The following is a 20132-nucleotide window of genomic DNA, read 5'->3' on the forward strand; positions in this document are numbered from 1 at the left end:
AGGAGATGAAAGCATGAGCGAACTGGGACGTAAATTGACCGCGGACGTTCTCGTGCTGGGAGGCGGCCCCGCGGCCGCTTGGGCGGCGTGGAGCGCCGCCTCCCGAGGCGCGAAAGTCGTACTTGCGGACAAAGGGTATTTGGGGACAAGCGGCGCGACCGCACCCGGGGGCACGAATCTGCTTTATTTGCCGCCCGATCGGGAATTGAGAGACAAAGCCGTGGGGCAACGATACGTCGGCGGAGGTTATTTGTCCGAGCGCTCGTGGACTTATCGCGTATTGGACCAGGTATATATCAATCTGGAGCGCATTGAGCAATGGGGCTACCCGTTCGTGCGCGACGAGCATGGCGTTCCGCAACGCGGACATCTGCAGGGTCTGGAATATATGAATTTGATGCGAAAGGTCGTTCTAAAAGCTGGAGTCAAGGTGCTCGATCAGCATCCGGCGCTCGAATTGCTCGCGGATGAACATGGGGTCGGAGGAGCCCGAGGCGTATGTCGGCCGGACGGGACCGACTGGGAAGTCAGGGCGAACGCCGTCGTCGTCGCTACCGGCGGATGCGCCTTCTTGAGCAAGGGACTCGGCTGCAACGTGCTTACGGGCGACGGCTTATTGATGGCCTCCGAGCTGGGCGCGGAGCTGTCCGGCATGGAATTCAGCCGAGCCTATGCGCCAAGCGCGGCGTTCGGCACCGTCACGCGCGGACGATTGCTCGGTTGGGCGACGTATTACGACGAGGCCGGCAACGTGCTCAATTCGGACGGCAACCGCGGCCAAATTCTGCACAAGGCGGTTAGCGAAGGCCGGACGGTCTATGCCATGCTCAACAAAGCCGACACCCCGGAGAAGCAAGCCATTTTAAGAAGATCGCACGCGATCTTCTTCCTTCCTTACGATCGGGTCGGCATCGACGTGTTCACGCAGAAGTTCCCGCTTACGGTCAGGGGAGAAGGAACCGTCCGCGGCACGGGAGGCATACGGCTCGTCGGAGAAGATTGTTCGACTACGGTTGCCGGCTTGTATGCAGCGGGAGACGCGGCATCGCGCGAGCGGCTGATGGGCGGCATGTCCGGGGGCGGAGCTTTCAACGCTTCGTGGGCCATATGCTCGGGCACATGGTCCGGCGAGGCGGCGGCTGCTTACGCGGCGGTGCAGCCTGGCCACGCAGGTCAGCGCAATCTGCGGCCCGTTGGCCGATTCGGACTGCAGCCTAAGTCGGGCAGCGGCGTCAGCGAAGCCTCCGCGATCTCGGACATCCAACGTCCGGATAACTCCGAGCTCCTTAAAGCGGTTCAGCACGAAGTGTCGCTCAAGATCAACTACTTCCGCCGGGAGTCGACTATTCGGGAATCGCTGCAACGTCTGAACGCGTTATGGCGGATCGCCGGCAGCGCCGCCGGTTACGAGGGCTTCCAGCAGCGAATTAGAGCGCGAGAGATCGCGGCCATGACGGCTACCGCACGATGGATGCACACCGCCTCGCTCCAGCGCAAGGAGACTCGGGCCATGCATACGCTTGCCGAATATCCCGAGCAAGATCCCTCGCAGCTGCACCGCATCGCCCTGTGGGGGCTGGATCACATATCCGTGCGATATGACAAAGTACCTGTCTAAACGCGAATCAAGAACTCAGTTTGTTACAAAAAAAAGACGCAGGCATCATCCCTGCGTCTTACGATCCCCCTGCATCTTTTAGTCTTCCCACTCACCCCGCTCATTCGCTACTTCGTCTTTCCCAGCGTCTCCAGGTCTTTGTTTATTTTGTCCGCCGCCGTACGAAGCGCCGTGTTGACATCCACGCCGCGAATGGCGAGATCCGCCGCGGCTTCGCCGATGTATTTTGTAATTTTGCGTTCGTTCGCATTTTCCGCATTCAACTCACGCGGGTCGGCTTTGAAAATATTTTCGATCGTCTTTCCTTTCAGCACTTCAATATCCGCGCCGTATTCCACCTCAAGCTCCGGATTATTTAGTACGGAGACGCGGCCGTTCCGGCTGACGAGCCGTTGTACTTCATCGGACAGCAACTCGTTCAAGACCTGATAAGCCTCGTCCTGATATTGGCCGCCTTTCGTTATCGCGAATCGATGCACGTTAATCTCCACGCTGGTGCCGAGCGCTTCTTCGAAGTTCGGATGCGGCGCGAAATCCCAATTCAGCGTGACTCCCTGCTGCCGAAGCTCCTCCAGCGGACCGACAAGCTGGGCCAGGTTGTGGGTATAGATCGCCAAATTCTGATCCGCGTAGAATACGTCATCCTTGTCGTCGTGACGGTAATCCTCCCCTTGCACGAATCCCCGAATGGCATACAGCTGCTCCAGCGTCTAAAACACCTTGGTCCATTGCTCGTTCGTTACCGCAGCTTGCCCCGTGACCGGGTCGATAATATCGAGCGACAAGCCGCTACCCAGCCGCGTAGGAGAGAGATCGATGCCGACATATTGAACGCCTCCTTCGGACCTGGTCAAGCGGCTAGCTATTCCAATAATCTCGTCCCATGTTTTCACTTCATTAATATACGGTTCGTTGAATCGATCGAAGATGTCTTTATTGACGTACAAGACGGGCAAGTTGATCGAGAACGGGAATTGATTGCCTTCGGAGGACTGATTGATCGCGCTGACGACTTCCGGTTTCAACCGGCTTTCATCGTATCCGTACTTTTCCTTTAATGGTCCGAGATCCGCGATCAGATCCTTTTCCTTCAACTCCGCGTAACCGCCGCCGAATATAAGATCGGGAATCGTCCCCGCCGTTATAAGCGGTTCAATGGGATCGCCCTCCGGAATGTCGAGAAGCTTGATCTTGATGTGAGGAAATTTTTTCTCCACCGGCTTGAAGTACGTCTCGACCTCCGTGTTCGTCAAGGTGACTCCGCCGTATTTGAATATCGTCAGCTCGATTTCCTCTTGGGGGATCTCGGTCGCTTTCCCGGTCGGCGACGCAGAGACCGGAGCGCCTTCATTCGTACTCCCAGTGACCGTCTTGCCGCCTGTTCCCGACGCGCATGCCGATACGACAAACAACGTCAACACGATTAATCCAATCCATGATCTCTTCATACATATCCACCTTTTCATATAAATATAGTTGGTTTTAATTGCAATAAAAAAGGAGACAGCGCCCCGTCAAGGTACGCTTATCTCCTCCGTTTACACGGTCGCGATCCATTTCTCGCTATGCAATTGCAGCATGACTCTTTCATTGTCCGTTCATTGCGCTCTGCCGGTCCCGGACCTCATTCTCCTTAAAATCGGCGTCGTATCCGATGCAGCCATCGATACTTTGCCGCCGCTGCCAAATCCGATCACGGTCCGCCAACTGCCAAGCAGTCCGCGTTCGATCAAATCCTGTTCGTTCACGTCCACCTTCTCGTCGGCATGATGGGCAACATAAAGCGCGTCGGCGGGACAATGGGCTTCGCACATAAAGCAGGTCTGGCAGTCCTCCTGCCTGGCAATGACCGGCAAGCCTAGATCATCGCTGTCGAAGACGTTCGTGGGACATACTTTCACGCATAACCCGCATTGAATGCAGCGGTCCTCGCTTACCAGCTCGATCATACGGATTGCCGCTCCTTTACGCTGACCGGCGGGATATGACGGCCTTGATGCCCGGGAACTTGCTCCGCGCGAAACGTGATGGTATCGGTCCCGGACAATAACAACCGGTGATTCAACCGGTCGTCCAGCTCAGGGTATTCCTGCATCGTATGCATCCCCCTTGTTTCCTTTCTAAGCAGCGCGGCGGTATACATCCATCTGGCATTCGCGACCATCGCGGCAGCTTCCCGGGACTGCACGCGATTGGTCGCGGTAGGCCCGACTTGTCCTTGCACGAGCGGCCATAGTAGATTCAGCCTCTCCAAGGACGCCTTCAACACCGGCTCGCTCCGGAAGTAATTAATGCGAAGCGGAAACATCTCCCGCTGCACGCGCTCTATCACCTCGCGAACCGGAATTTCGACGGTTGCGGATGCGGTATGGGCAAGTCCATGCCTGCCTGCAGCCTGCAGATTGCGCTGTCGCGCTTCCTTGGCTTGCTCCAGCGCGTATTCCGCGGCCCCTTGGCCCGACCAGGTTCCCGACGCAATCGCCCACGAAGCGTTATAGGCGCCTCCGCCGGAGCGCGCTCCCGCCGTCTTCTCCCGCGAAGCCGCATCGCCGGCGGCATACAGACCTTGAACCGTCGTCGAACAATCCTCGCCCGTAATCCGAATGCCTCCGGTTCCGCGAATCGTCCCCTCGTATCTCATCGCAATCGGGAACTTCTGGGTGAAGGGGTCGATGCCCGCACGATCGAACGGGACGAACCACAGGGGCGTGGAAGCTCTCAGAATATCCCTTTTCTCTTGCGTGTCGGCCTGGGTAAGCATGGCGTACACCGGACCCTTGTCGAGCTGCACCGCAAAAAAATGGTCTCCGCGCGGGCCGCCCTCGTGAATGATCCGTCCCTCCTCGTCGTAGAAGGACGCGAATCCCAGCAGACGGTTGCGCGTAATCGTGCCGAACGCTGCCGTGGTCGCGTACTGCCGGCTGAACTCCATGCCGGACATCTCCACGCCAAGCTCGGCTGCCATTAACTGTCCGTCGCCGGTCTGAACATTGCAGCCCAGCCCTTTGCTAAGGAACGCGCAGCCGCCGGTCGCGATAATGACGGCGTTTGCCCGCACTTCCCAGGAACGGCCGTTCAGCCGGTTGATGCCGCGAGCTCCTCCTACACCGTGCTCGTCGGCAAGCAGCTCCAACGCCGGGTGTTGATCCAGAATTCGAACGCCGGCTCTCCGAACAACCCTCCGCATTAACTCCATGTACTCCGGCCCTTGCATATGCGCCCTGTATAAGTTGCCGTTATTGTCCAGCGGGAAACGATAGCCCCACTTCTCCACCAACTGTATATTGAGATAAGCCTGCTCCATCAATCGATAGATCCAAGGCCCCTCGGAGAGAAAACCGCCCGATGCAAGCCGCTCTTCCACCGCCTGCTCCCGCTTTCTCTCGTCCGGCTCCACGTACAGGAAGTTCGTGCCGCCTGGCGCCGTCGCGCCGCTCGTTCCCAGATATCCTTTGTCCGCCAGAATCGTTTTGGCGCCGTGCGAAGCCGCGCTCCATGCCGCCCATGCGCCTGCAGGACCGCCGCCGATAACCAGCACGTCGGCGGTTAACGTCTCTCCTTCGTGGCCGCTCACTTCCTTCTCGCTCCGCCGACCTGCGATTTGGGAACATCGAATCTGCTGCGCTCCGTCCGGTCGATCTGGACGATTTGTCCGTCATGCACCGTTATTTGCACCACGCCATAAGCAAGTCCTTGAACTTGCTCCAATATTTTTTTCAACCACTCATCCGTCACTTCTACTGAACGTCCCATCCACGTTCTCCCCTCTCGCATTGGAATTAATCGATTAGTCCATCCGTCTTCACCGGGAGGATGCTGTCGGTCAAGGGGCGCCTTCCGTTCGGTTTCTCCTGCTCGCGAAAGGCATAGTCCAGGCTGCCCGCTTCCCCCTTGTAACCAAGCGCGATTACCGCATGCAGCGCAAGATCATCAGACGTCTGCAACGTCTCTCTGGCGATTTCGTGATCAAAACCTCCGATGGCTCTGGTAGACAATCCTAGCAATCTGGCGTGAACAGCACTTCGTCGCTAACGGAGCGATCCTCGTACGATCGCGGAGACCAGCGGTTAAGAATAAGCGGATGTACCGGATGATCGGGCCGGCGCGCCTCGGCGACCTCGGCGTTATAGGCAAGTTCGGATAATGATGCGTAACCTTCCAATGGGTTGGCGGATATACTCATACTTCACTCTTCCTCTCGATTATATGGAATGATAAATAACAAGCGGCTCTACCCCGTAGTCGGAGATCCGACATCGGAGATGCCGGCAGCCCTGATCGGCCTGGCCGGCAAAATTCGATTAATGAAAGGCGTCTTGTCGACGGCAGCCAGCTTCGTCCTGCCCGGTCCCCAGCCAATCGTCGCGCGCCAGCTTCCCAGTATGCCGTCGGCGGCAAGCCCCTCTTCGTCCACGGGAACCGCCTCGTCCGCATAAGGCGACACATACAGGGCGTCCACCGGACAGTAGGCTTCGCAGATAAAGCAGGTCTGGCAATCCTCCTGCCGCTTTATGACAGGCGCATGATCCGTCCTGTCGAATACGTTCGTCGGGCATACTTTAACGCAAATGTTGCAGCCGATGCATCGTTCGGCGCTTACTAGCTCAATCATCCGATTCCCGCCTTTCTCTCCGACGGCTCGCTCGACGACGCCGGCTTTGCCGCCGCCAGGAATGATCGGTCTCTTTTTATTTCAATATGCTCCAGACCCGAGACTAGCAGCCGGTGATGTTGATGAGGGTCCAGCTCCGGATATTCCTTCAACAAATGAAGACCGCCTCCCCTCGTTTCCTTCCGCGCCAATCCCGCCGTATAAATCCATCTGGCCGTCGCCGCCATTGCCGCCGCTTCCCTCGCATGAACCCGCTCATGAACATCGCCGGGCGCCTGCCCGTTCACATGCTTCCATAAACCGTCCAGCTTCTGCAGCGCCGCGGTCAATCCCGTCTCGGTGCGGAAATAATTGATTTCCAGCGGCAGCACTTGATCCTGGATCGCCTTGACGAACTCCCTCGTTGCGACAGGTTCGGCTCCCGATGATGCTTCATTGGAGGAAGCACCAAGCCCGTATCGCCCTGCGGCTCGCAATTCGCGCCCCGCAACGGTCTCCCGATGAGATAAGGCATGCTTGGCCGCGCCCTCTCCAGCCCATGTGCCGGAGCAGATCGCCCAAGAAGCGTTAAAGGCTCCGCCCCCGGAGGCCGCGCCGGTTATTCGCTCTCTCGTGGCGGCATCGCCGGCTGCATACAAGCCCGCGACGGTCGTGCCGCAATCGTCGGTAACGATGCGGAGGCCTCCCGTCCCTCGAACCGTCCCTTCGTAACGAAGGGTGAGCGGGAACGGCTGAGTAAATGCATCGATTCCCGCTCTATCGTAAGGAAGGAAGAAGATAGCGTGCGACGAGCGTAAGATGGCTTGCTTCTCTGGCGTATCCGCCTTGTTCATGATGGCATATACCGGCCCCTGGAGGAGCCGCTTCGCCAGGAAATCCCCGTCCCGCTGCCCTTGCAGTTCATTGCCGTATTCATCGTAATACGTCGCCCAGCTAAGCAGGCGCGAACGCGTATTGGAACTAAAGGCCGGCGCCGGCGCGTATCTTCGCGAGAACTCCATGCCGGACAACTCCGCTCCGACTTCCGCGCCCATCAAATATCCGTCGCCGGTCAGCACGTTGCAGCCCAATCCTTTGCTCAGGAAGGCACAGCCTCCGGTGGCGATGACTACCGCGTTAGCCCTTATTTCCCAATCTTTCCCGTCCTGACGAAGCACGCCTCGCGCGCCGCCCACGCCATGATCGTCTACCAGCAGCTCAAGCGCCGGCGCATGATCCAATACTTTGACGCCGGCCTTCTTGACCGCCTTGCGCATAAGCGCCATATATTCCGGTCCCTGCAAGTGATTGCGCTGGGGAACGCCGTCTTCATCCCTTACGAACGGATATCCCCACTTCTCGACCAGCTCCAGATTGATGTACACCTGATCCAGTACTCTATGAATCCAGGCAGCCTCGGACAAATATCCGCCGGACTTCATTCGTTGCTGCACAGCTTGCTCCCGCAGTTCCTCATCCGGAGGCAGATAAAGCAGATTGGTCCCGCCCGGGGCGGTCGCTCCGCTGGATCCGAGATAACCTTTGTCGACCAGCGCCACCTTGGCGCCTTGCGATGCCGCGCTCCATGCCGCCCAAGCGCCAGCCGGCCCCCCTCCGATCACAAGCACATCCGTTGTCAGCTTCAAAGCCGTTTCCCCGCTCATTGCAACGCCTCCATGTTCGTGTTGTCGCAGCGTTCGTCGCTGCGTTATGGCCTTGTTTTCTCCCAAGCTTCAATGATCCGATTGCTCTCCTCCTCCGCGCCCCGCAGAGCCGAATTGACATCTTTGCCGTTAAGCGCGATCTCCTCCGCAGCCTGGCTTAGCTCCTCCCCGAGTTGATTATCCAAAGGATGCGGCGGATTGTTGGGTTTGGCTTCCAGCTTAAACACATTCTCGATCTTTTTGCCCTGCAAGACGGAGACATCCGCGCCAAATTCCTTCTCCATCTCAGGATTGACGATAGAAGGCACGCGGCCATTGCGCGCGACCAGCCTTTGCGTCTCGTCCGACAAAATATTGGCGATAACAAGAAATGCATCGTCCAGATGTTTGCTCTGATTGGACAAAATGACGGAATGAATGCTTCCGCACAGCATATCAAATAAAAAAAGATGCACGCCGCACGGCTTCCCGTCCCTCTTCGAACCGAGGGGCAGAATGCTATGCAAGCATACATCTCCATTTGTATGGTCAATGCCATCCATATAACCTATAAAGCCAATTGAATTACTATGAATTGTATAAAACCAATCTTAGCACCCTCTAAAGAAACTGTCAACAGGTGAAAATGCACCGATGAAAATGCCGATTCTCGAAGATTCGCCGCGCTATTCCCAATGATACATTCGCTCCTCCCGGGTCCTTTAGCTCTTCCATAGCTGTCCAAGTTTTTTGCAAAGTATTTTGGAGTTTGATAGAATTGGCGTAGATTCTATAATGAAAGCGAGTGATTATGATGACAGTCAGTTCCGTTAACTTAACAATCAATTCAGAGGTTCGGAAGGGATAACATCAGAATATTTTCTATGAAATCTTCCGAGTCCAAAAATGGAGGATATGAAAATATGTTTAGTTATTACAGTACACTTTGTACCGAAGTCTATGATTTCACAAAACCTGTGGGGTACTCTTTAGACGGGGATATTGAATATTACCAAGAACGATTAAAAACTTGTCAGGGACGTATTCTCGAAGCTGGAGTTGGCTCAGGGCGTTTTATAATACCGCTTCTTGAGGCTGGATATACAGTTGATGGAATCGATTATTCTCCTGAAATGTTGGATTCTTGTCGAAAACGTTGTGAAGAAAGAGGATTGACCCCTAATTTATATGAAGGTAAATTACAGGAATTTTCATTGCCTATTAATTATGAGGCCATTATTATTCCTACTGGTTCCTTTTGTTTGATCGAAAAGCGAGAAGACTCTCTAGACGCATTAAAATCCTTTTATAAACATCTTGTTCCAGGGGGGCGTTTAATCGTCGATCTTGTATTTCCTCATGCTTGGAAAACAGGAAGTATTTCTACCTCAACATTTTCTCTGCCTAATGGCGATGGTATTACGATGGAAAGCAAATCGATTGAAATGGATTGGTTAAATCAATCTACTGTATCCTATATTAAATATGAGAAATGGCGACAAGGAAAGTTGATTCAAAGCGAGTTGCAACGTTTTGCATTGCGTTGGTATGGAATTGATGAATTTAAACTAATTTTAGAAAGTATCGGTTTCACCGATATTACATGTTCTGCTGATTACGTTTACCAAAAGCAGCCATCTAGTGCGGGTCAAATCATTACTTTTGAAGCCGTGCGAAAGCATTAAAGCATATAGCAAATCCCCTAAACGACAAAAAAATCCCGCTGCGCGCGCCGCAGCGGGATTTCCATTTGCTGTTCCTTGCCGTTCTTATATCATTCTTATGCCGTTTTTTTGCCGCCGCCGCCCGATACGCGTTCCAGCTCGGATACGAGCGAATCCAGCTTGGCGTATTCGTCGACCATCTCGTTAATCTTGGCATGCTGCGTCTCCATGCTCGCCTGCACCTCTTGAACGGACGCCATGTTCTGCTGCGTCGTGGCTGCGATGCTGTCGAGCTCCTCCGCCAGAGAACCGTAACGAAGATGCAGGCCGCTCGTGCTGTCGCCTACCTGAAGCGCCTGCTCCTTGGCTAACCTGGCGTTATCGTTAATGGTGACGAACGTATCAAGCGCGCCTCTCGCCGCCGCATCGCCCCGCACCACCGCTTCCTGCCCGCGTTCTACATGGCCATACACATCATTAATGCCTGTGCGGATCGTCGTCAAAATAGCGCCGATCTCCTCGGCGGAGCGGCGGGAATGATCCGCGAGCTTCCGCACCTCGCCGGATACGACCGCGAAGCCCCGGCCGTGCTCGCCGGCGCGCGCCGCTTCAATCGCGGCATTTAACGCCAGCAGGTTCGTCTGCTCTGATATATCCCGGATCGTATCGACGATATCGGTCACTCGATCGTTCTGCTCCTGCAGCGTGCCCATCTTGTCGACCGTGCTCATAATCATGACGCGAAGCCCTTCCATCTCGGAGGACAGAGCTTCCAGCTGCGCCTTGTTGCGCTCCGCCAGCTCCGCATTGGAATCCGAATAACCGCGAAGCAGATTCGCGCCGTCCAGCAATCGTTGGATGGCCTGCTCGATTTCTTGAGCGGATTCGTTGATGGACAAAACGCTGCCCGTCTGCTTTTCGATCGCTGCCGCCATCTCGACGAAGGTGCCTGTTACTTCGCGGGAGATAACGCCTGTGGAGATCACATGCCCTTGCTGGCCGGCGCTGAACGATGTCAGCATCTCAATGGAGCCGCGCAGCTGCGACAATACGCCTTCCGCAAGCTCCTTCGACGCCAAGGCTTCGCTTTGGCGGGCGCCGACTTCGCGCTGCAGCTTCTGGCTGTAGTGCGCGGCTACGGACAAGCCTGCCGTGGCAAACGCCAGGTACAGGAACAACAGCACAAGAGAGTCCGAAGGGAATAAACGCTCCTGGAAAAATGGATCCGCGAACAGATAGGACGAAAGCGCCGCGCCCAATACCCCGGTTACGATGATAGGGCGATAATCCGAATAAAGAGCGATGATCGCCATATTGACATAGACGAGAAAGTAGGTACTGACTATGGGGTTAGGATCCATCAGAATCAGCATCGCTACGATAATCGTCAAATTGCAAGGCATGATGTACTTAACGAGGCCGCTGCCGACTTCCCGATACGTCATGAACGTTACAACGGCGCCTAGCGCTGCGCCGACGCCCGCCAGAAGCAGGATCATGTCGGCGCCAAGACCAATCATGATATCCGTCAAAATGCCTAGCAGAAGCATGCCCCAGTATATTTTGACCAAAAGCCTATTGCGCTTGTCCAGTTCCGATAGCTGCTTCATAAGCCTGCTTTCACCTCTATTGTCGTATTTATAGCTTCGGGATTAGACAGCCACTCGTAGCGTTGTTTGTTTAGATACATGGCCGACATGTCAAACAAGACGGGCACGACATAATCCCCTTTGTAGAACAGTCTTTCGCCAAGACGCTCGACCGGTACTTTGAACGAGATCTTGAGCGCGCGAAGAAATACAGGCTCCAGCAGGGAAACAAAGTAGTCCATGTCATGCTGTTCGGCGCTGTACACGGCGGAGGACAATATCCAGGGCAGCATATTGCCCTTGCCGCGATATGAGCCTAATATGGCAATCTTGTCGATCTCCGCGACGCGTCCCTCCGAAGCGATCACTTTGGGATGATCCCGGAAAGGGGCGATTTCGTTAATGGGACTGCTATCCCTGTCGTACGGCTTAATCTCCGAGGTGCCAACGCAGTAGCCTTCTTCATTCATCACAACGAACCGATCCAGAACATGCTCCGCGAATTCAAGCTCATATCCCTTCTCCCGCCAAACCGTCGTCCAAATGCCGTTAAACATGGCCAATTCCAGCTCATTCTCCACACGTTTAATCATCGATACGATACGTTCTCCTTATCCAATTATATTAATCTCTATTTGGAATGATATGTATATCGTATCGGATTGCTTAACAAAAATCATTAGTTCCAAAGCATGTTTTACAAAAATTTCAAAATATCCGCCATCGTCGTTATCCCCCGAAAAGCCGCATGAGCAAAATGCCTGCGAGCGACATAAAAATGCCTGCGAGCTCCGTTTTGCTAAACCTCTCCTTAACGACGAATCTAGTATAGAGCAGCACAAGCGGTACGTTTAGAGCGACGACCGCCGAAACAAGACCCGCTTTGCCGAGGTCGAACGCGGGCACGATCAGCAGCATGCCGGCCGTATTCGTCAGGCCGACCGCAAGTCCGGTCACGAAAGTTCGACGGATGCTCCAGCCCGCGACAGCCCGGTTAGCGGTAGACGCCGCTGCATGCTGCCCATCCGCTGCCTCGACGGAGGCAACCGCCGCCGACGTTGGCATCGACGAAGACACCGTCGCCACAGAATCGGAAGCTCCGCTGGATGGGGATGACAGCGCCCCGCCGGCAGTCTCGGAGGCTGCAGCTTGAGCACGAGCGTGCATCATGGCCGCTTCCCGGCGGAGATCCGCCAGCCACCACAGGCCGAAGCAGAGCATCCCCGTCGCGAACATAAAGAACAACGTCGGCATGAGATCGGCTCCCAGCAGCGTCGACCATTTGCCCGAAAGATCGTTGCACGCGAACAGCAGCATAGCCAACAGTCCCCACTGGGCTCCCTGCAGATTGCGTAGCGACAGCTCATTGGAGTATCGGACAAGCAACACGCCTCCCACGATAACGGCAAAGGCCGCAAGCTGGGCTCCGTTAATCCGTTCATCCCAAAGCAAGTAGGCGGCAAGGACGACGACGACCGACGGCAGAGCGGTCAGAATCGCGACGAGCGATGCCTTGCCGACGGCAAAACCTTTGAACATGCTGGCGTTCGCCCCGAAGGAGAACAATCCCATCTGAATGCCGACCAGCGTGCTGACCGTCCAGTCCGCGGACGTCGCCAAAGCGCCTACAAGATTGATGACGGCCCCGATGGCGAAAACGCCGCAGAGCATCAAATTCCGATTGACCGGCTTTTGGCTGGTCCAATGATAGAGCATGCCTCGCAATCCGAATGCAATGGCGGCAAGCAGAGATAATGTAAGCCACAACATGATGTAATAAAGCTCCTTCCGTCTTTTCACTATAATTTTCGCTGCCTGGATCGGCATCCCAGTAAATGCGAGTTCTAAAAATTAAGTTTTCAGCATCAGCGGTATGAAACGAGACTTCATCCCTCGTCCCGAGAAACGCTGGCATGCAGTTGCCGGTACGCTTGGGGAGTCAACCCTTCTGCCGTCCGGAACTGTTTAATGAAATAACTGGCTTGGCCGTAACCGCAGCGCTCTCCCACTTGTCCGACCGACAGCTCGGTCGTCGCGAGGAGTTGCTTTGCGCGGACTATACGGCTTTCCGCCAGGAACTCATTAGGCGTCCTTCCCGTCGCGAGTCGAAACAGCCTCAGGAAATGATAGCGGCTATAGCCTGCCAGAGCCGCCATCTCGCCAAGGCTCCAGTTCTCCTCGCAGCGGTCGCGAATCCCGTCGGCGGCCACTCGGATAACGTCGCGCTTCCGAAGCTGGGATGGAGCCTCCAGCCGCTCCGTCTGAACCGCAAGCAGCGACAGCGTTTCGTAGAGCAGCGCGGACAACGCCGGCTCGTCTGCGAGCGTTATTTTGCGGCCCAGCCCATACATGCGCTCCGACAACTCGACAAACCGTTCCCGCGCCGAGAAGGAGAACAGCCACATACCGTATTCATCCGCTTCCCTGAGCAGCGGCAGCGGCAACCCGGCCGTAAAGTGGATCCACCGGATATCCCAGGGCTCCGAAGGATGAGCGGCATATTGCTGATACGCCTTCTTGCCGTACAGGAAGCCATCCCCCGCCGCCAGTTCGATCCGTTCTCCCGTATCAAGCACAATGGAGCCGCGCCCGCCGAGCACAAGATGCAGATTGTACTCCTTGAGCGCCCCGCGCTCTCTGTGCTCGGCGTGCTCCGGCATGCCGGCATATCTGCCGAACATATCCGGATAACAGGCATAATGCAGGTACGATGGTTTCGGCACAATATAATGCTGCCTCACCTTCTGCCCTCCCTCTTCGCGATACTGGAAAAATGCGCAATTTCCTCATATGAAAAGCAATATGTTGTCATATACCGTTCATGACCAATAACTTTAAAATTAACATGAGACGTAGAATACCGCAATATCCTCATATTTTTCTCACAGGGAGGTTCTTATTGATGAGCAAGCTTACCCTACTGAACCAACTAAAGCTCGGCGTCTGCTACTATCCCGAACATTGGCCGGAGCAGCTCTGGGAAGACGATTACCGCAGGATGCGCGAGCTCGGCATATCCGTCGTACGCGTAGGCGAATTCGCCTGGTCGATCTTCGAGCCGGAGGAGGGCGTCTTCTCCTTCGAACTGTTCGACCGCGCGCTTGACCTCGCCCATAAGCAGGGCTTGAAGATCATACTCGGAACGCCTACGGCGACGCCCCCTGCCTGGCTTACGCAGCGTTATCCGGAGGTGCTCAACGCAACCTTTGACGGCGTCACCATCCAGCACGGGCTGCGCCGCCACTATAACTATAGCAGCACGAAATACCGCGAGTTATGCGCAATCATTACTCGCACGATGGCGGAGCATTACAAGAATCATCCCGCAGTCATCGGCTGGCAGATCGACAACGAGTTCAACTGCGAGACCAGCGAATTTTATGCCGATGCGGATCATGCCGCATTTCGTCAATGGCTAAAAAAGAAATACGGCACGCTCGACGCGCTTAACGCAGCCTGGGGCACCGTCTTCTGGAGCCAGACCTACTCCGACTGGGAGCAAGTCCATCTGCCCCGCCAGACAACGGGAGGCAAGCAGCCGAATCCGCATCTCGCGCTTGACGAGAAACGATTTATTTCCGATAACACGATTTCCTTCGCGGCCGTGCAAGGCCATATTCTGCGCGAAGTCGCGCCGAATCACTGGATTACGACCAACGGGCTGTTCGGCCATCTCGACAACCATCGCATGACCGACGAGCTGCTGGACTTCTTCAGCTACGATTCCTATCCGCAGTTCTCGACCATCTATTACGACGAGAAGGAGGAGAACCGGCTTGCCGACCGGGGCTGGAGCCAGTCGCTTGGCGCAGTCCGCTCCATCTCGCGAAACTTCTGCATCATGGAACAGCAGGCTGGTCCGGGAGGCTGGGTGAACAAGATGGACATGCCGTCGCCCAAGCCTGGCCAGATGCGGCTATGGACGTACCAATCGATCGCACACGGAGCGAACTTGGTCGTCTATTTCCGCTGGAGGACGGCAACGTTCGGCCAGGAGATCTACTGGCACGGCCTTAACGATTACCATAACCGGGAAAATCGCCGCATTCGCGAAGCGCGGCAGATCGGCGGAGAGCTGACCGCCATCGGCGATCGTGTTGCCGGCACGACCTATGCGGCAGAAGTCGCGATCGTACGCGATTACGACAACGAATGGGATGGCGAATACGACGTCTGGCACGGACCGTTCCGCTGGAAGAGCAACACGGAATGGTTCAAGGCGATGACGCGCCGCCATATTCCCAGCGATATTCTGTTCATGCGGACGACCACTTCAATCGAAGACCTGCGCCAATACCGCATGCTCGTCTACGCGCATCCTGCCATCATGACCGACGAAACGGCCGCGCTGCTGGAGCAGTACGTTAGCGAGGGCGGCATTGTCGTCTTCGGCTGCCGGACGGGCTACAAGGACATGCGCGGTCACTGCTATATGCGTCCGTTCCCTGGCGCCGCGGCCAATTTATGCGGCATCTCCGTCGAGGAATTTACGATGGTAAAGGGATCGCGCGCTCCGATGTCTATGGCTTGGGGCAAAGCCGGCGAGTCCGGAGAACCGGTCATCACAGCAGCAAACGCGTTCAACGACGTTTTGCTGCCGGAGTCGGAGAACGTGCAGGTGATGGCAACGTACACGAGCGAGCATTACGCCGGCAAGCCTGCCGTGACGCGCCATACGTTCGGCAGCGGCGAAGCCTGGTATTACGGCGCCGTATTCGATGAAGCCGCGGCCGCTCTCGTCCTGGAAGCCGCAGGCATCTCATCGCCCGTTAGCGACTGGCTGGAGCTTCCGCCGCAGGTGGAGCTTGCCATTAGGCAGGACGAGAGAGGCCCTCTCTGCTTCCTGCTCAACTACGGCGAGGAGCCTGCCGCCATCGCGGTTAAAGGACTCAAACGCGACCTCATTAGCGGCTCCGAACTGCATGGCGATGCCGTGATCGAGCCGTTTGGCGTCATGATCCTGGAGTAGCGGCAGGCACCGCACGCCTTCTTCACATAGACAAGGGACTGTCCTGACTGGACGGTCCCACTACCACTTTCCCGACTATATGCATCGGATTATATTCAAACATACATTGACGCGGCAGCCGACTGCCCTTAAAATGTAACATGGCGCAGAAGTTCTAGCCCCATAATCATTCGAAAGAAGGTTCCGCATTCATGCTTCGCTTCAAAACATATGCGATCTGCGTATATCTCGTCTTGATCTATTGGATTTCACTCCATATTCCACATATGAATGCCTTGTTCTTCCCGACGCTGGGCGCGTTCAGTCTTTTGTTCATCTCCCGGTCATTCGGCAAAGCCGAGGTTGGACGAATCGCCTTGGGTGCTGTCTCCGCTTCGCTCGTCGGTTCCCTGCTGGCCTATTGGAGTGCCGGAGCGCTCTCCCTGCTGGCTACGCTGTTGATCGTCATCGCGCTTATCAACATCTTTAAATGGAACGCCCCGCCCATTCTTGCCGTGGCGCTTATTCCTTACTTCACCCAGCCGCCGGTCTTTTGGGCCATCCCCTTGTCCGTGTGCGGAGCGCTCGCAGGCTTGCTGCTGACTTTATCCGTCGCCGACTATTGCGAACAGCTTATCGCGGAGTCCCGCTGGCTGGGCGCCAAGCCGTCCAAAACCGAGTCCGACACGGCGGCCTAAGATTTGTAGTAACTCTCGATCAGCTTGTCCATGACGACGTTCGCGCGAATGCCGCTCGTCCCGTCGCTAGGGCTGTCCGGGCCTCCTCGCAGCTCATCAACGATCATTCCAATTAGACCCTGCTGTATATGCGGCGGTTTCTCGAAGGTGAACTGCTCGGTGCCTGCCGCGGTCTCCAGCGTAATGATCTCGTTGCCGAAGGTGTCGAACAGAATGCTCCCCTTCTCGCCGACGATCTCGTTTACGTCGACATGTTTGTACGCGCTGAAGCACCAGACTCCGACGCCGCGCACGCCCGACTGAAATTCGAAGCTGCCCGTCACGATATCCTCCGCCTCGTACAACCCCGCTTGATTACCCGCTCCCCCTGCCGCCTCGGCGATAGGACCAAGCAAATAATCCATTATATCCAGCGTATGGCTGGCCAAATCGACGAACAAACCGCCTCCGGATTCCTCGGGGTTAAGCCGCCAAGGCAGCTGCTCTCCCTCATTTACTCTGGCAGGCTGGTATTGCTTCATGGAGACGAAGCAGACGCGGCCGATAGCCCCACTATCCAGCAGCTCCTTGATTTTGCGGAAATAATCGAGCCCTCTCCTATAATAAGCCACAAATAGCGGTACGCCCGCTTCGCGGCATGCGTCAATCATTGCCTTGCATTCCGCCGAGCTGCGCGCCATCGGCTTCTCTACATAGACAGGCTTGCCTGCCGCCGCGCATTGCAGCACGTATTCCATATGAGAAGCAGGAGGCGTCGCTACGTAAACCGCGTCCACGTCGGGATCGTTAATCAGATTATCCGCATTGTCATACCACTTTGGCACGCCATGCCTTGCCGCATAGTCCGCCGCGAGCTCGCCGTTGCGCCGCATGACCGCCACTAGCTCGGAGCCCTTCGTCTTCTGGAAGGCCGGACCGCTCTTAACCTCCGTCACATTGCCGCACCCGATGATCCCCCATCTTACATTATCCAGCATTGCCGCACACTGCCCCTCTCGATTACAACGTTAGAATTTTTCTAATAGAATACTCATTCGCTGTCTCTTCCCTTTTCCCTTCTTATCGGTCTCCAGACGGAGGAGAAAAGGTTCCTTGGACGGTTTAGCAGCCTCCCCGTTCCTTATACAATCAGAATAGATGTGGGGTTCAGGCGACGCCTGACACAATACCTGAAGGAGTGATATTGCGATGCCCGTATTGGAAGTTTCGCATTTAAAGAAGTCGTTCGGCGCCGTACATGCCGTCGAAGACATCAGCTTTACAGTGGAAGCCGGCGAAATATTTACGATCATCGGCCCTAACGGCGCCGGTAAAACGACAACTTTGGAGATGATCGAAGGTCTGCTCCCTCCGGATGAAGGCGACATATCGTTCGGCGCGATGAAGTGGTCGCGCAACGAAGAAGCGATCAAAAACGACATAGGCGTACAGCCGCAGTCCAGCGCTCTGTTCGATCTGCTCACCGTGGAGGAGAATCTAAAGCTGTTCGCCACCTTTTACGACAAGTCCCGGCCGGTTGCGGACATTCTGGAGATGATCAACCTGACGGAACATAAGAACAGACATGTGAAGAAGCTTTCCGGCGGACAAAAGCAGCGGCTGGCGATCGGCCTCGCGATGGTCAATGATCCAAATATTATTTTCCTGGACGAACCGACAACGGGGCTCGACCCGCAGGCCAGACGCAACATTTGGGACATTATTCTGAGACTGAAGCAATTAGGCAAAACAACGATTTTGACGACGCACTACATGGAGGAAGCGGAGAAGCTCAGCGATCGGGTGTGCATCGTGGATCAAGGCAAGGTGGTGACGCTCGACACGCCGAGCGCCCTGATCGACCGCCTGACGAAGGAACGCGAGGTGCGTCTGTCCTTCCTGGACGGCGAACAAGCCGCCATCGAGACGGAAGCGATCGTTCAGCGGCATCCTGCCGTCGTTCGTACGGTGCGGGAAGGTGCCGCGCTTCAGATATGGACGACCCAGCCGGAGGATACGCTGTATGAGCTGTTCGGCTATACGAAGGATTGTGGTTATCGCGTCGAACAGATTTCGATCCGAGAGCTAAGCCTCGAGGATGTATTCATCGCCTTCACGGGCAAGGAATGGAGGGACTAAGCATGGCGGCCAAGCAATTCGGTGCAATGTTCGGAGCACATCTCAAGATGATGTTTCGCGAGAAGCAGGTGTGGTTCTGGAGCGTATTTTTTCCCGTTATTTTAATGGTGTTGTTTATGATTATTTTCGGCGGAGGGGGCGGCAGCTCGGAGTTCAAGGCGAAGATCGCCGTAGTCGACGCGTCGCCGAACGTTTCCTCCGGCATGCTTCTGGAGCAGATCAAGTCGATTCCGATTTTCGAGCTAACGGAAGGGGAGCCTGTAACGCTGGAAGCGGGCCAGACGCTGGTCGAGGAGAAGGAGATCGACGCGTTGATCGTCTTGCCGGAGGTGGAAGGGACCTCCGAGGTTGGACTCATCGTCAACCGCGAGAACGAAGGCGGCGCCACCACGCAAGCCATCTCGAGCATCATGAGCAACTTCGTCCAGCAAGCTAATTTAGCAATTGCGGGCGTCCCTCCGACTTATACGCTGGAGCTGGAATCCATCACGACCGCATCCGAAGATACGAGCTACTCCGACTTCCTGCTCACCGGCATGATCGGGTTGTCCATTGCGCAAGGCGGCTTGTTCGGCATGGGCGATCTCGTCGATATGCGCAAGCGCGGCCTGCTCAAGCGGCTTCGCATGACTCCCGCTCGCATGGGGTTGTTCGGACTATCCAGCATGCTGGTTCGTCTTATGCTCGGCATCATACAAATCACGATTCTCGCGCTTGTCGGCGTCTACGGCTTCGGCGCCACGCTGCATATTAACTTGCTGAGCCTGTCCGTGGCGTTTTTCGCCGGCGCTCTCGTCTTCAACGCGATGGGCTACTTGTTCTCCTCCTTCAGCAAAACGATGGAAGCGTACATGGGCATGGCCAACATTACCAGCATGCTGATGATGTTCCTGAGCGGCATCTTCTTCCCGGTCGCCAACTTGCCGGAATGGCTGCAGGTTGTGCCGAAGGTGCTGCCGCTGTCCTACTTCGTCGAAGGCATGCGGGACGGCCTGATTTATGCGGAAGGCATCGCCTCGTCCAGCTTCTGGATAGGCATGGCGATTATGGCGGCTTGGGGCATTGTCTGCTTCCTTATCGCCGCGCGGCTGTACAAATCGCAATCGATCGCGGCAACCAGGTAAACTGAAAAGGGCAGTCCCGAGTCTTGGATGACTTTAGGGACTGCCCTTTCTCGTTACACCTGTAATATAGGAAGAAGACAACAGCAAACCTTCGCTTTTTTGAGACCGCAACATTATGTATAGTCAATGAAAAGGAGTC

At 55.7% G+C, this 20132-nt stretch carries 21 protein-coding genes; 6 read left to right on the forward strand and 15 right to left on the reverse strand.

Features of this window, described 5'->3' with window-relative positions:
• Positions 1 to 13: 13 nt before the first annotated feature.
• Positions 14 to 1618, forward strand: a complete 1605-nt coding sequence (locus KJW29_RS16875; RefSeq protein ID WP_214630638.1) for an FAD-dependent oxidoreductase — start codon at positions 14 to 16, stop codon at positions 1616 to 1618.
• 107 nt (positions 1619 to 1725) lie between these two features.
• Here KJW29_RS16875 and KJW29_RS16880 read toward each other — a convergent pair whose 3' ends face one another.
• The 10 genes from KJW29_RS16880 to KJW29_RS16920 all read right to left on the reverse strand — a co-directional run bounded on the left by KJW29_RS16880 (position 1726) and on the right by KJW29_RS16920 (position 8379).
• A complete protein-coding gene (locus tag KJW29_RS16880; RefSeq protein ID WP_214630639.1) occupies positions 1726 to 2295 on the reverse strand; it encodes a type 2 periplasmic-binding domain-containing protein in 570 nt (189 codons plus the stop codon).
• Between the two features lie 33 nt (positions 2296 to 2328).
• On the reverse strand, positions 2329 to 3066 hold the full coding sequence (locus KJW29_RS16885) for an ABC transporter substrate-binding protein (protein ID WP_214630640.1): 738 nt from the start codon (positions 3064 to 3066) through the stop codon (positions 2329 to 2331).
• Positions 3067 to 3216: 150 nt separating this feature from the next.
• On the reverse strand, positions 3217 to 3567 hold the full coding sequence (locus tag KJW29_RS16890) for a 4Fe-4S dicluster domain-containing protein (RefSeq protein WP_214630641.1): 351 nt from the start codon (positions 3565 to 3567) through the stop codon (positions 3217 to 3219).
• Positions 3564 to 5192 (reverse strand): FAD-dependent oxidoreductase, encoded by a 1629-nt coding sequence (locus KJW29_RS16895; protein ID WP_214630642.1) that lies wholly within the window; start codon positions 5190 to 5192, stop codon positions 3564 to 3566. Before KJW29_RS16895 ends, KJW29_RS16890 begins: the two co-directional genes overlap by 4 nt.
• A complete protein-coding gene (locus KJW29_RS16900) occupies positions 5189 to 5371 on the reverse strand; it encodes a YezD family protein (RefSeq protein ID WP_214630643.1) in 183 nt (60 codons plus the stop codon). Before KJW29_RS16900 ends, KJW29_RS16895 begins: the two co-directional genes overlap by 4 nt.
• Before the next feature lie 26 nt (positions 5372 to 5397).
• Positions 5398 to 5613: a nitroreductase family protein gene (locus tag KJW29_RS36140; RefSeq protein ID WP_246608751.1), complete on the reverse strand. Its 216-nt coding sequence runs from the start codon at positions 5611 to 5613 to the stop codon at positions 5398 to 5400.
• Between the two features lie 2 nt (positions 5614 to 5615).
• Positions 5616 to 5801 carry a hypothetical protein gene (locus tag KJW29_RS36145; protein WP_246608752.1) on the reverse strand — a complete coding sequence of 62 codons (186 nt, stop codon included), beginning with the start codon at positions 5799 to 5801 and terminating at the stop codon, positions 5616 to 5618.
• A gap of 48 nt (positions 5802 to 5849) precedes the next feature.
• A complete protein-coding gene (locus KJW29_RS16910) occupies positions 5850 to 6230 on the reverse strand; it encodes a 4Fe-4S dicluster domain-containing protein (RefSeq protein WP_214630644.1) in 381 nt (126 codons plus the stop codon).
• Positions 6227 to 7873 carry an FAD-dependent oxidoreductase gene (locus KJW29_RS16915; protein ID WP_214630645.1) on the reverse strand — a complete coding sequence of 549 codons (1647 nt, stop codon included), beginning with the start codon at positions 7871 to 7873 and terminating at the stop codon, positions 6227 to 6229. Before KJW29_RS16915 ends, KJW29_RS16910 begins: the two co-directional genes overlap by 4 nt.
• Positions 7874 to 7917: 44 nt before the next feature.
• On the reverse strand, positions 7918 to 8379 hold the full coding sequence (locus KJW29_RS16920) for a type 2 periplasmic-binding domain-containing protein (protein ID WP_214630646.1): 462 nt from the start codon (positions 8377 to 8379) through the stop codon (positions 7918 to 7920).
• A 396-nt stretch (positions 8380 to 8775) separates the two neighbouring features.
• Here KJW29_RS16920 and KJW29_RS16925 point away from each other — a divergent pair, with 396 nt between their 5' ends.
• Positions 8776 to 9537: a class I SAM-dependent methyltransferase gene (locus tag KJW29_RS16925; protein WP_214630647.1), complete on the forward strand. Its 762-nt coding sequence runs from the start codon at positions 8776 to 8778 to the stop codon at positions 9535 to 9537.
• A 95-nt stretch (positions 9538 to 9632) separates the two neighbouring features.
• Here KJW29_RS16925 and KJW29_RS36500 read toward each other — a convergent pair whose 3' ends face one another.
• The 4 genes from KJW29_RS36500 to KJW29_RS16945 form a co-directional block, all read right to left on the reverse strand.
• Positions 9633 to 11126, reverse strand: coding sequence for a methyl-accepting chemotaxis protein (locus KJW29_RS36500; RefSeq protein WP_214630648.1), 1494 nt, complete (start codon positions 11124 to 11126; stop codon positions 9633 to 9635).
• Positions 11123 to 11698 (reverse strand): hypothetical protein, encoded by a 576-nt coding sequence (locus KJW29_RS16935; protein ID WP_214630649.1) that lies wholly within the window; start codon positions 11696 to 11698, stop codon positions 11123 to 11125. The genes KJW29_RS36500 and KJW29_RS16935 overlap by 4 nt, the downstream gene beginning before the upstream one ends.
• A 136-nt stretch (positions 11699 to 11834) precedes the next feature.
• Entirely contained in the window at positions 11835 to 12875 is a 1041-nt protein-coding gene (locus KJW29_RS16940; protein WP_246608753.1) for an EamA family transporter, read from the reverse strand.
• Between the two features lie 116 nt (positions 12876 to 12991).
• Positions 12992 to 13846 carry an AraC family transcriptional regulator gene (locus KJW29_RS16945; protein WP_214630650.1) on the reverse strand — a complete coding sequence of 285 codons (855 nt, stop codon included), beginning with the start codon at positions 13844 to 13846 and terminating at the stop codon, positions 12992 to 12994.
• A gap of 161 nt (positions 13847 to 14007) precedes the next feature.
• Here KJW29_RS16945 and KJW29_RS16950 point away from each other — a divergent pair, with 161 nt between their 5' ends.
• Together KJW29_RS16950 and KJW29_RS16955 are read left to right on the forward strand one after the other, a co-directional pair.
• Positions 14008 to 16074: a beta-galactosidase gene (locus KJW29_RS16950; protein ID WP_214630651.1), complete on the forward strand. Its 2067-nt coding sequence runs from the start codon at positions 14008 to 14010 to the stop codon at positions 16072 to 16074.
• Between the two features lie 191 nt (positions 16075 to 16265).
• The gene (locus KJW29_RS16955; protein WP_214630652.1) at positions 16266 to 16751 is read left to right on the forward strand and encodes a hypothetical protein; all 486 of its coding nucleotides are present in this window, start codon (positions 16266 to 16268) and stop codon (positions 16749 to 16751) included.
• On the opposite strand, the gene KJW29_RS16960 is transcribed toward KJW29_RS16955, so the two are convergent.
• Positions 16748 to 17728: a Gfo/Idh/MocA family protein gene (locus tag KJW29_RS16960; protein WP_214630653.1), complete on the reverse strand. Its 981-nt coding sequence runs from the start codon at positions 17726 to 17728 to the stop codon at positions 16748 to 16750. The genes KJW29_RS16955 and KJW29_RS16960 overlap by 4 nt on opposite strands.
• 211 nt (positions 17729 to 17939) lie before the next feature.
• Here KJW29_RS16960 and KJW29_RS16965 point away from each other — a divergent pair, with 211 nt between their 5' ends.
• Positions 17940 to 18869, forward strand: a complete 930-nt coding sequence (locus KJW29_RS16965) for an ABC transporter ATP-binding protein (protein WP_214630654.1) — start codon at positions 17940 to 17942, stop codon at positions 18867 to 18869.
• A gap of 2 nt (positions 18870 to 18871) precedes the next feature.
• The gene (locus KJW29_RS16970; protein WP_246608754.1) at positions 18872 to 19993 is read left to right on the forward strand and encodes an ABC transporter permease; all 1122 of its coding nucleotides are present in this window, start codon (positions 18872 to 18874) and stop codon (positions 19991 to 19993) included.
• The last annotated feature ends 139 nt before the right edge of the window (positions 19994 to 20132 follow it).

Origin of the sequence: Paenibacillus agaridevorans, assembly GCF_018604145.1 — a bacterium.
In the GTDB taxonomy this organism is placed as follows: Bacteria; Bacillota; Bacilli; order Paenibacillales; family Paenibacillaceae; genus Pristimantibacillus; species Pristimantibacillus agaridevorans.

Excerpts from the sequence above, each read along its gene's own strand:
- KJW29_RS16875 (WP_214630638.1), top strand. The coding sequence starts at position 14 with ATGAGCGAACTGGGACGTAAATTGACCGCGGACGTTCTCGTGCTGGGA.
- KJW29_RS16885 (WP_214630640.1), bottom strand. The coding sequence starts at position 3,066 with ATGAAGAGATCATGGATTGGATTAATCGTGTTGACGTTGTTTGTCGTA.
- KJW29_RS16890 (WP_214630641.1), bottom strand. The coding sequence starts at position 3,567 with ATGATCGAGCTGGTAAGCGAGGACCGCTGCATTCAATGCGGGTTATGC.
- KJW29_RS16900 (WP_214630643.1), bottom strand. The coding sequence starts at position 5,371 with ATGGGACGTTCAGTAGAAGTGACGGATGAGTGGTTGAAAAAAATATTG.
- KJW29_RS36145 (WP_246608752.1), bottom strand. The coding sequence starts at position 5,801 with ATGAGTATATCCGCCAACCCATTGGAAGGTTACGCATCATTATCCGAA.
- KJW29_RS16910 (WP_214630644.1), bottom strand. The coding sequence starts at position 6,230 with ATGATTGAGCTAGTAAGCGCCGAACGATGCATCGGCTGCAACATTTGC.
- KJW29_RS16915 (WP_214630645.1), bottom strand. The coding sequence starts at position 7,873 with ATGAGCGGGGAAACGGCTTTGAAGCTGACAACGGATGTGCTTGTGATC.
- KJW29_RS16925 (WP_214630647.1), top strand. The coding sequence starts at position 8,776 with ATGTTTAGTTATTACAGTACACTTTGTACCGAAGTCTATGATTTCACA.
- KJW29_RS36500 (WP_214630648.1), bottom strand. The coding sequence starts at position 11,126 with ATGAAGCAGCTATCGGAACTGGACAAGCGCAATAGGCTTTTGGTCAAA.
- KJW29_RS16935 (WP_214630649.1), bottom strand. The coding sequence starts at position 11,698 with ATGATTAAACGTGTGGAGAATGAGCTGGAATTGGCCATGTTTAACGGC.
- KJW29_RS16940 (WP_246608753.1), bottom strand. The coding sequence starts at position 12,875 with ATGTTGTGGCTTACATTATCTCTGCTTGCCGCCATTGCATTCGGATTG.
- KJW29_RS16950 (WP_214630651.1), top strand. The coding sequence starts at position 14,008 with ATGAGCAAGCTTACCCTACTGAACCAACTAAAGCTCGGCGTCTGCTAC.
- KJW29_RS16955 (WP_214630652.1), top strand. The coding sequence starts at position 16,266 with ATGCTTCGCTTCAAAACATATGCGATCTGCGTATATCTCGTCTTGATC.
- KJW29_RS16960 (WP_214630653.1), bottom strand. The coding sequence starts at position 17,728 with ATGCTGGATAATGTAAGATGGGGGATCATCGGGTGCGGCAATGTGACG.
- KJW29_RS16965 (WP_214630654.1), top strand. The coding sequence starts at position 17,940 with ATGCCCGTATTGGAAGTTTCGCATTTAAAGAAGTCGTTCGGCGCCGTA.
- KJW29_RS16970 (WP_246608754.1), top strand. The coding sequence starts at position 18,872 with ATGGCGGCCAAGCAATTCGGTGCAATGTTCGGAGCACATCTCAAGATG.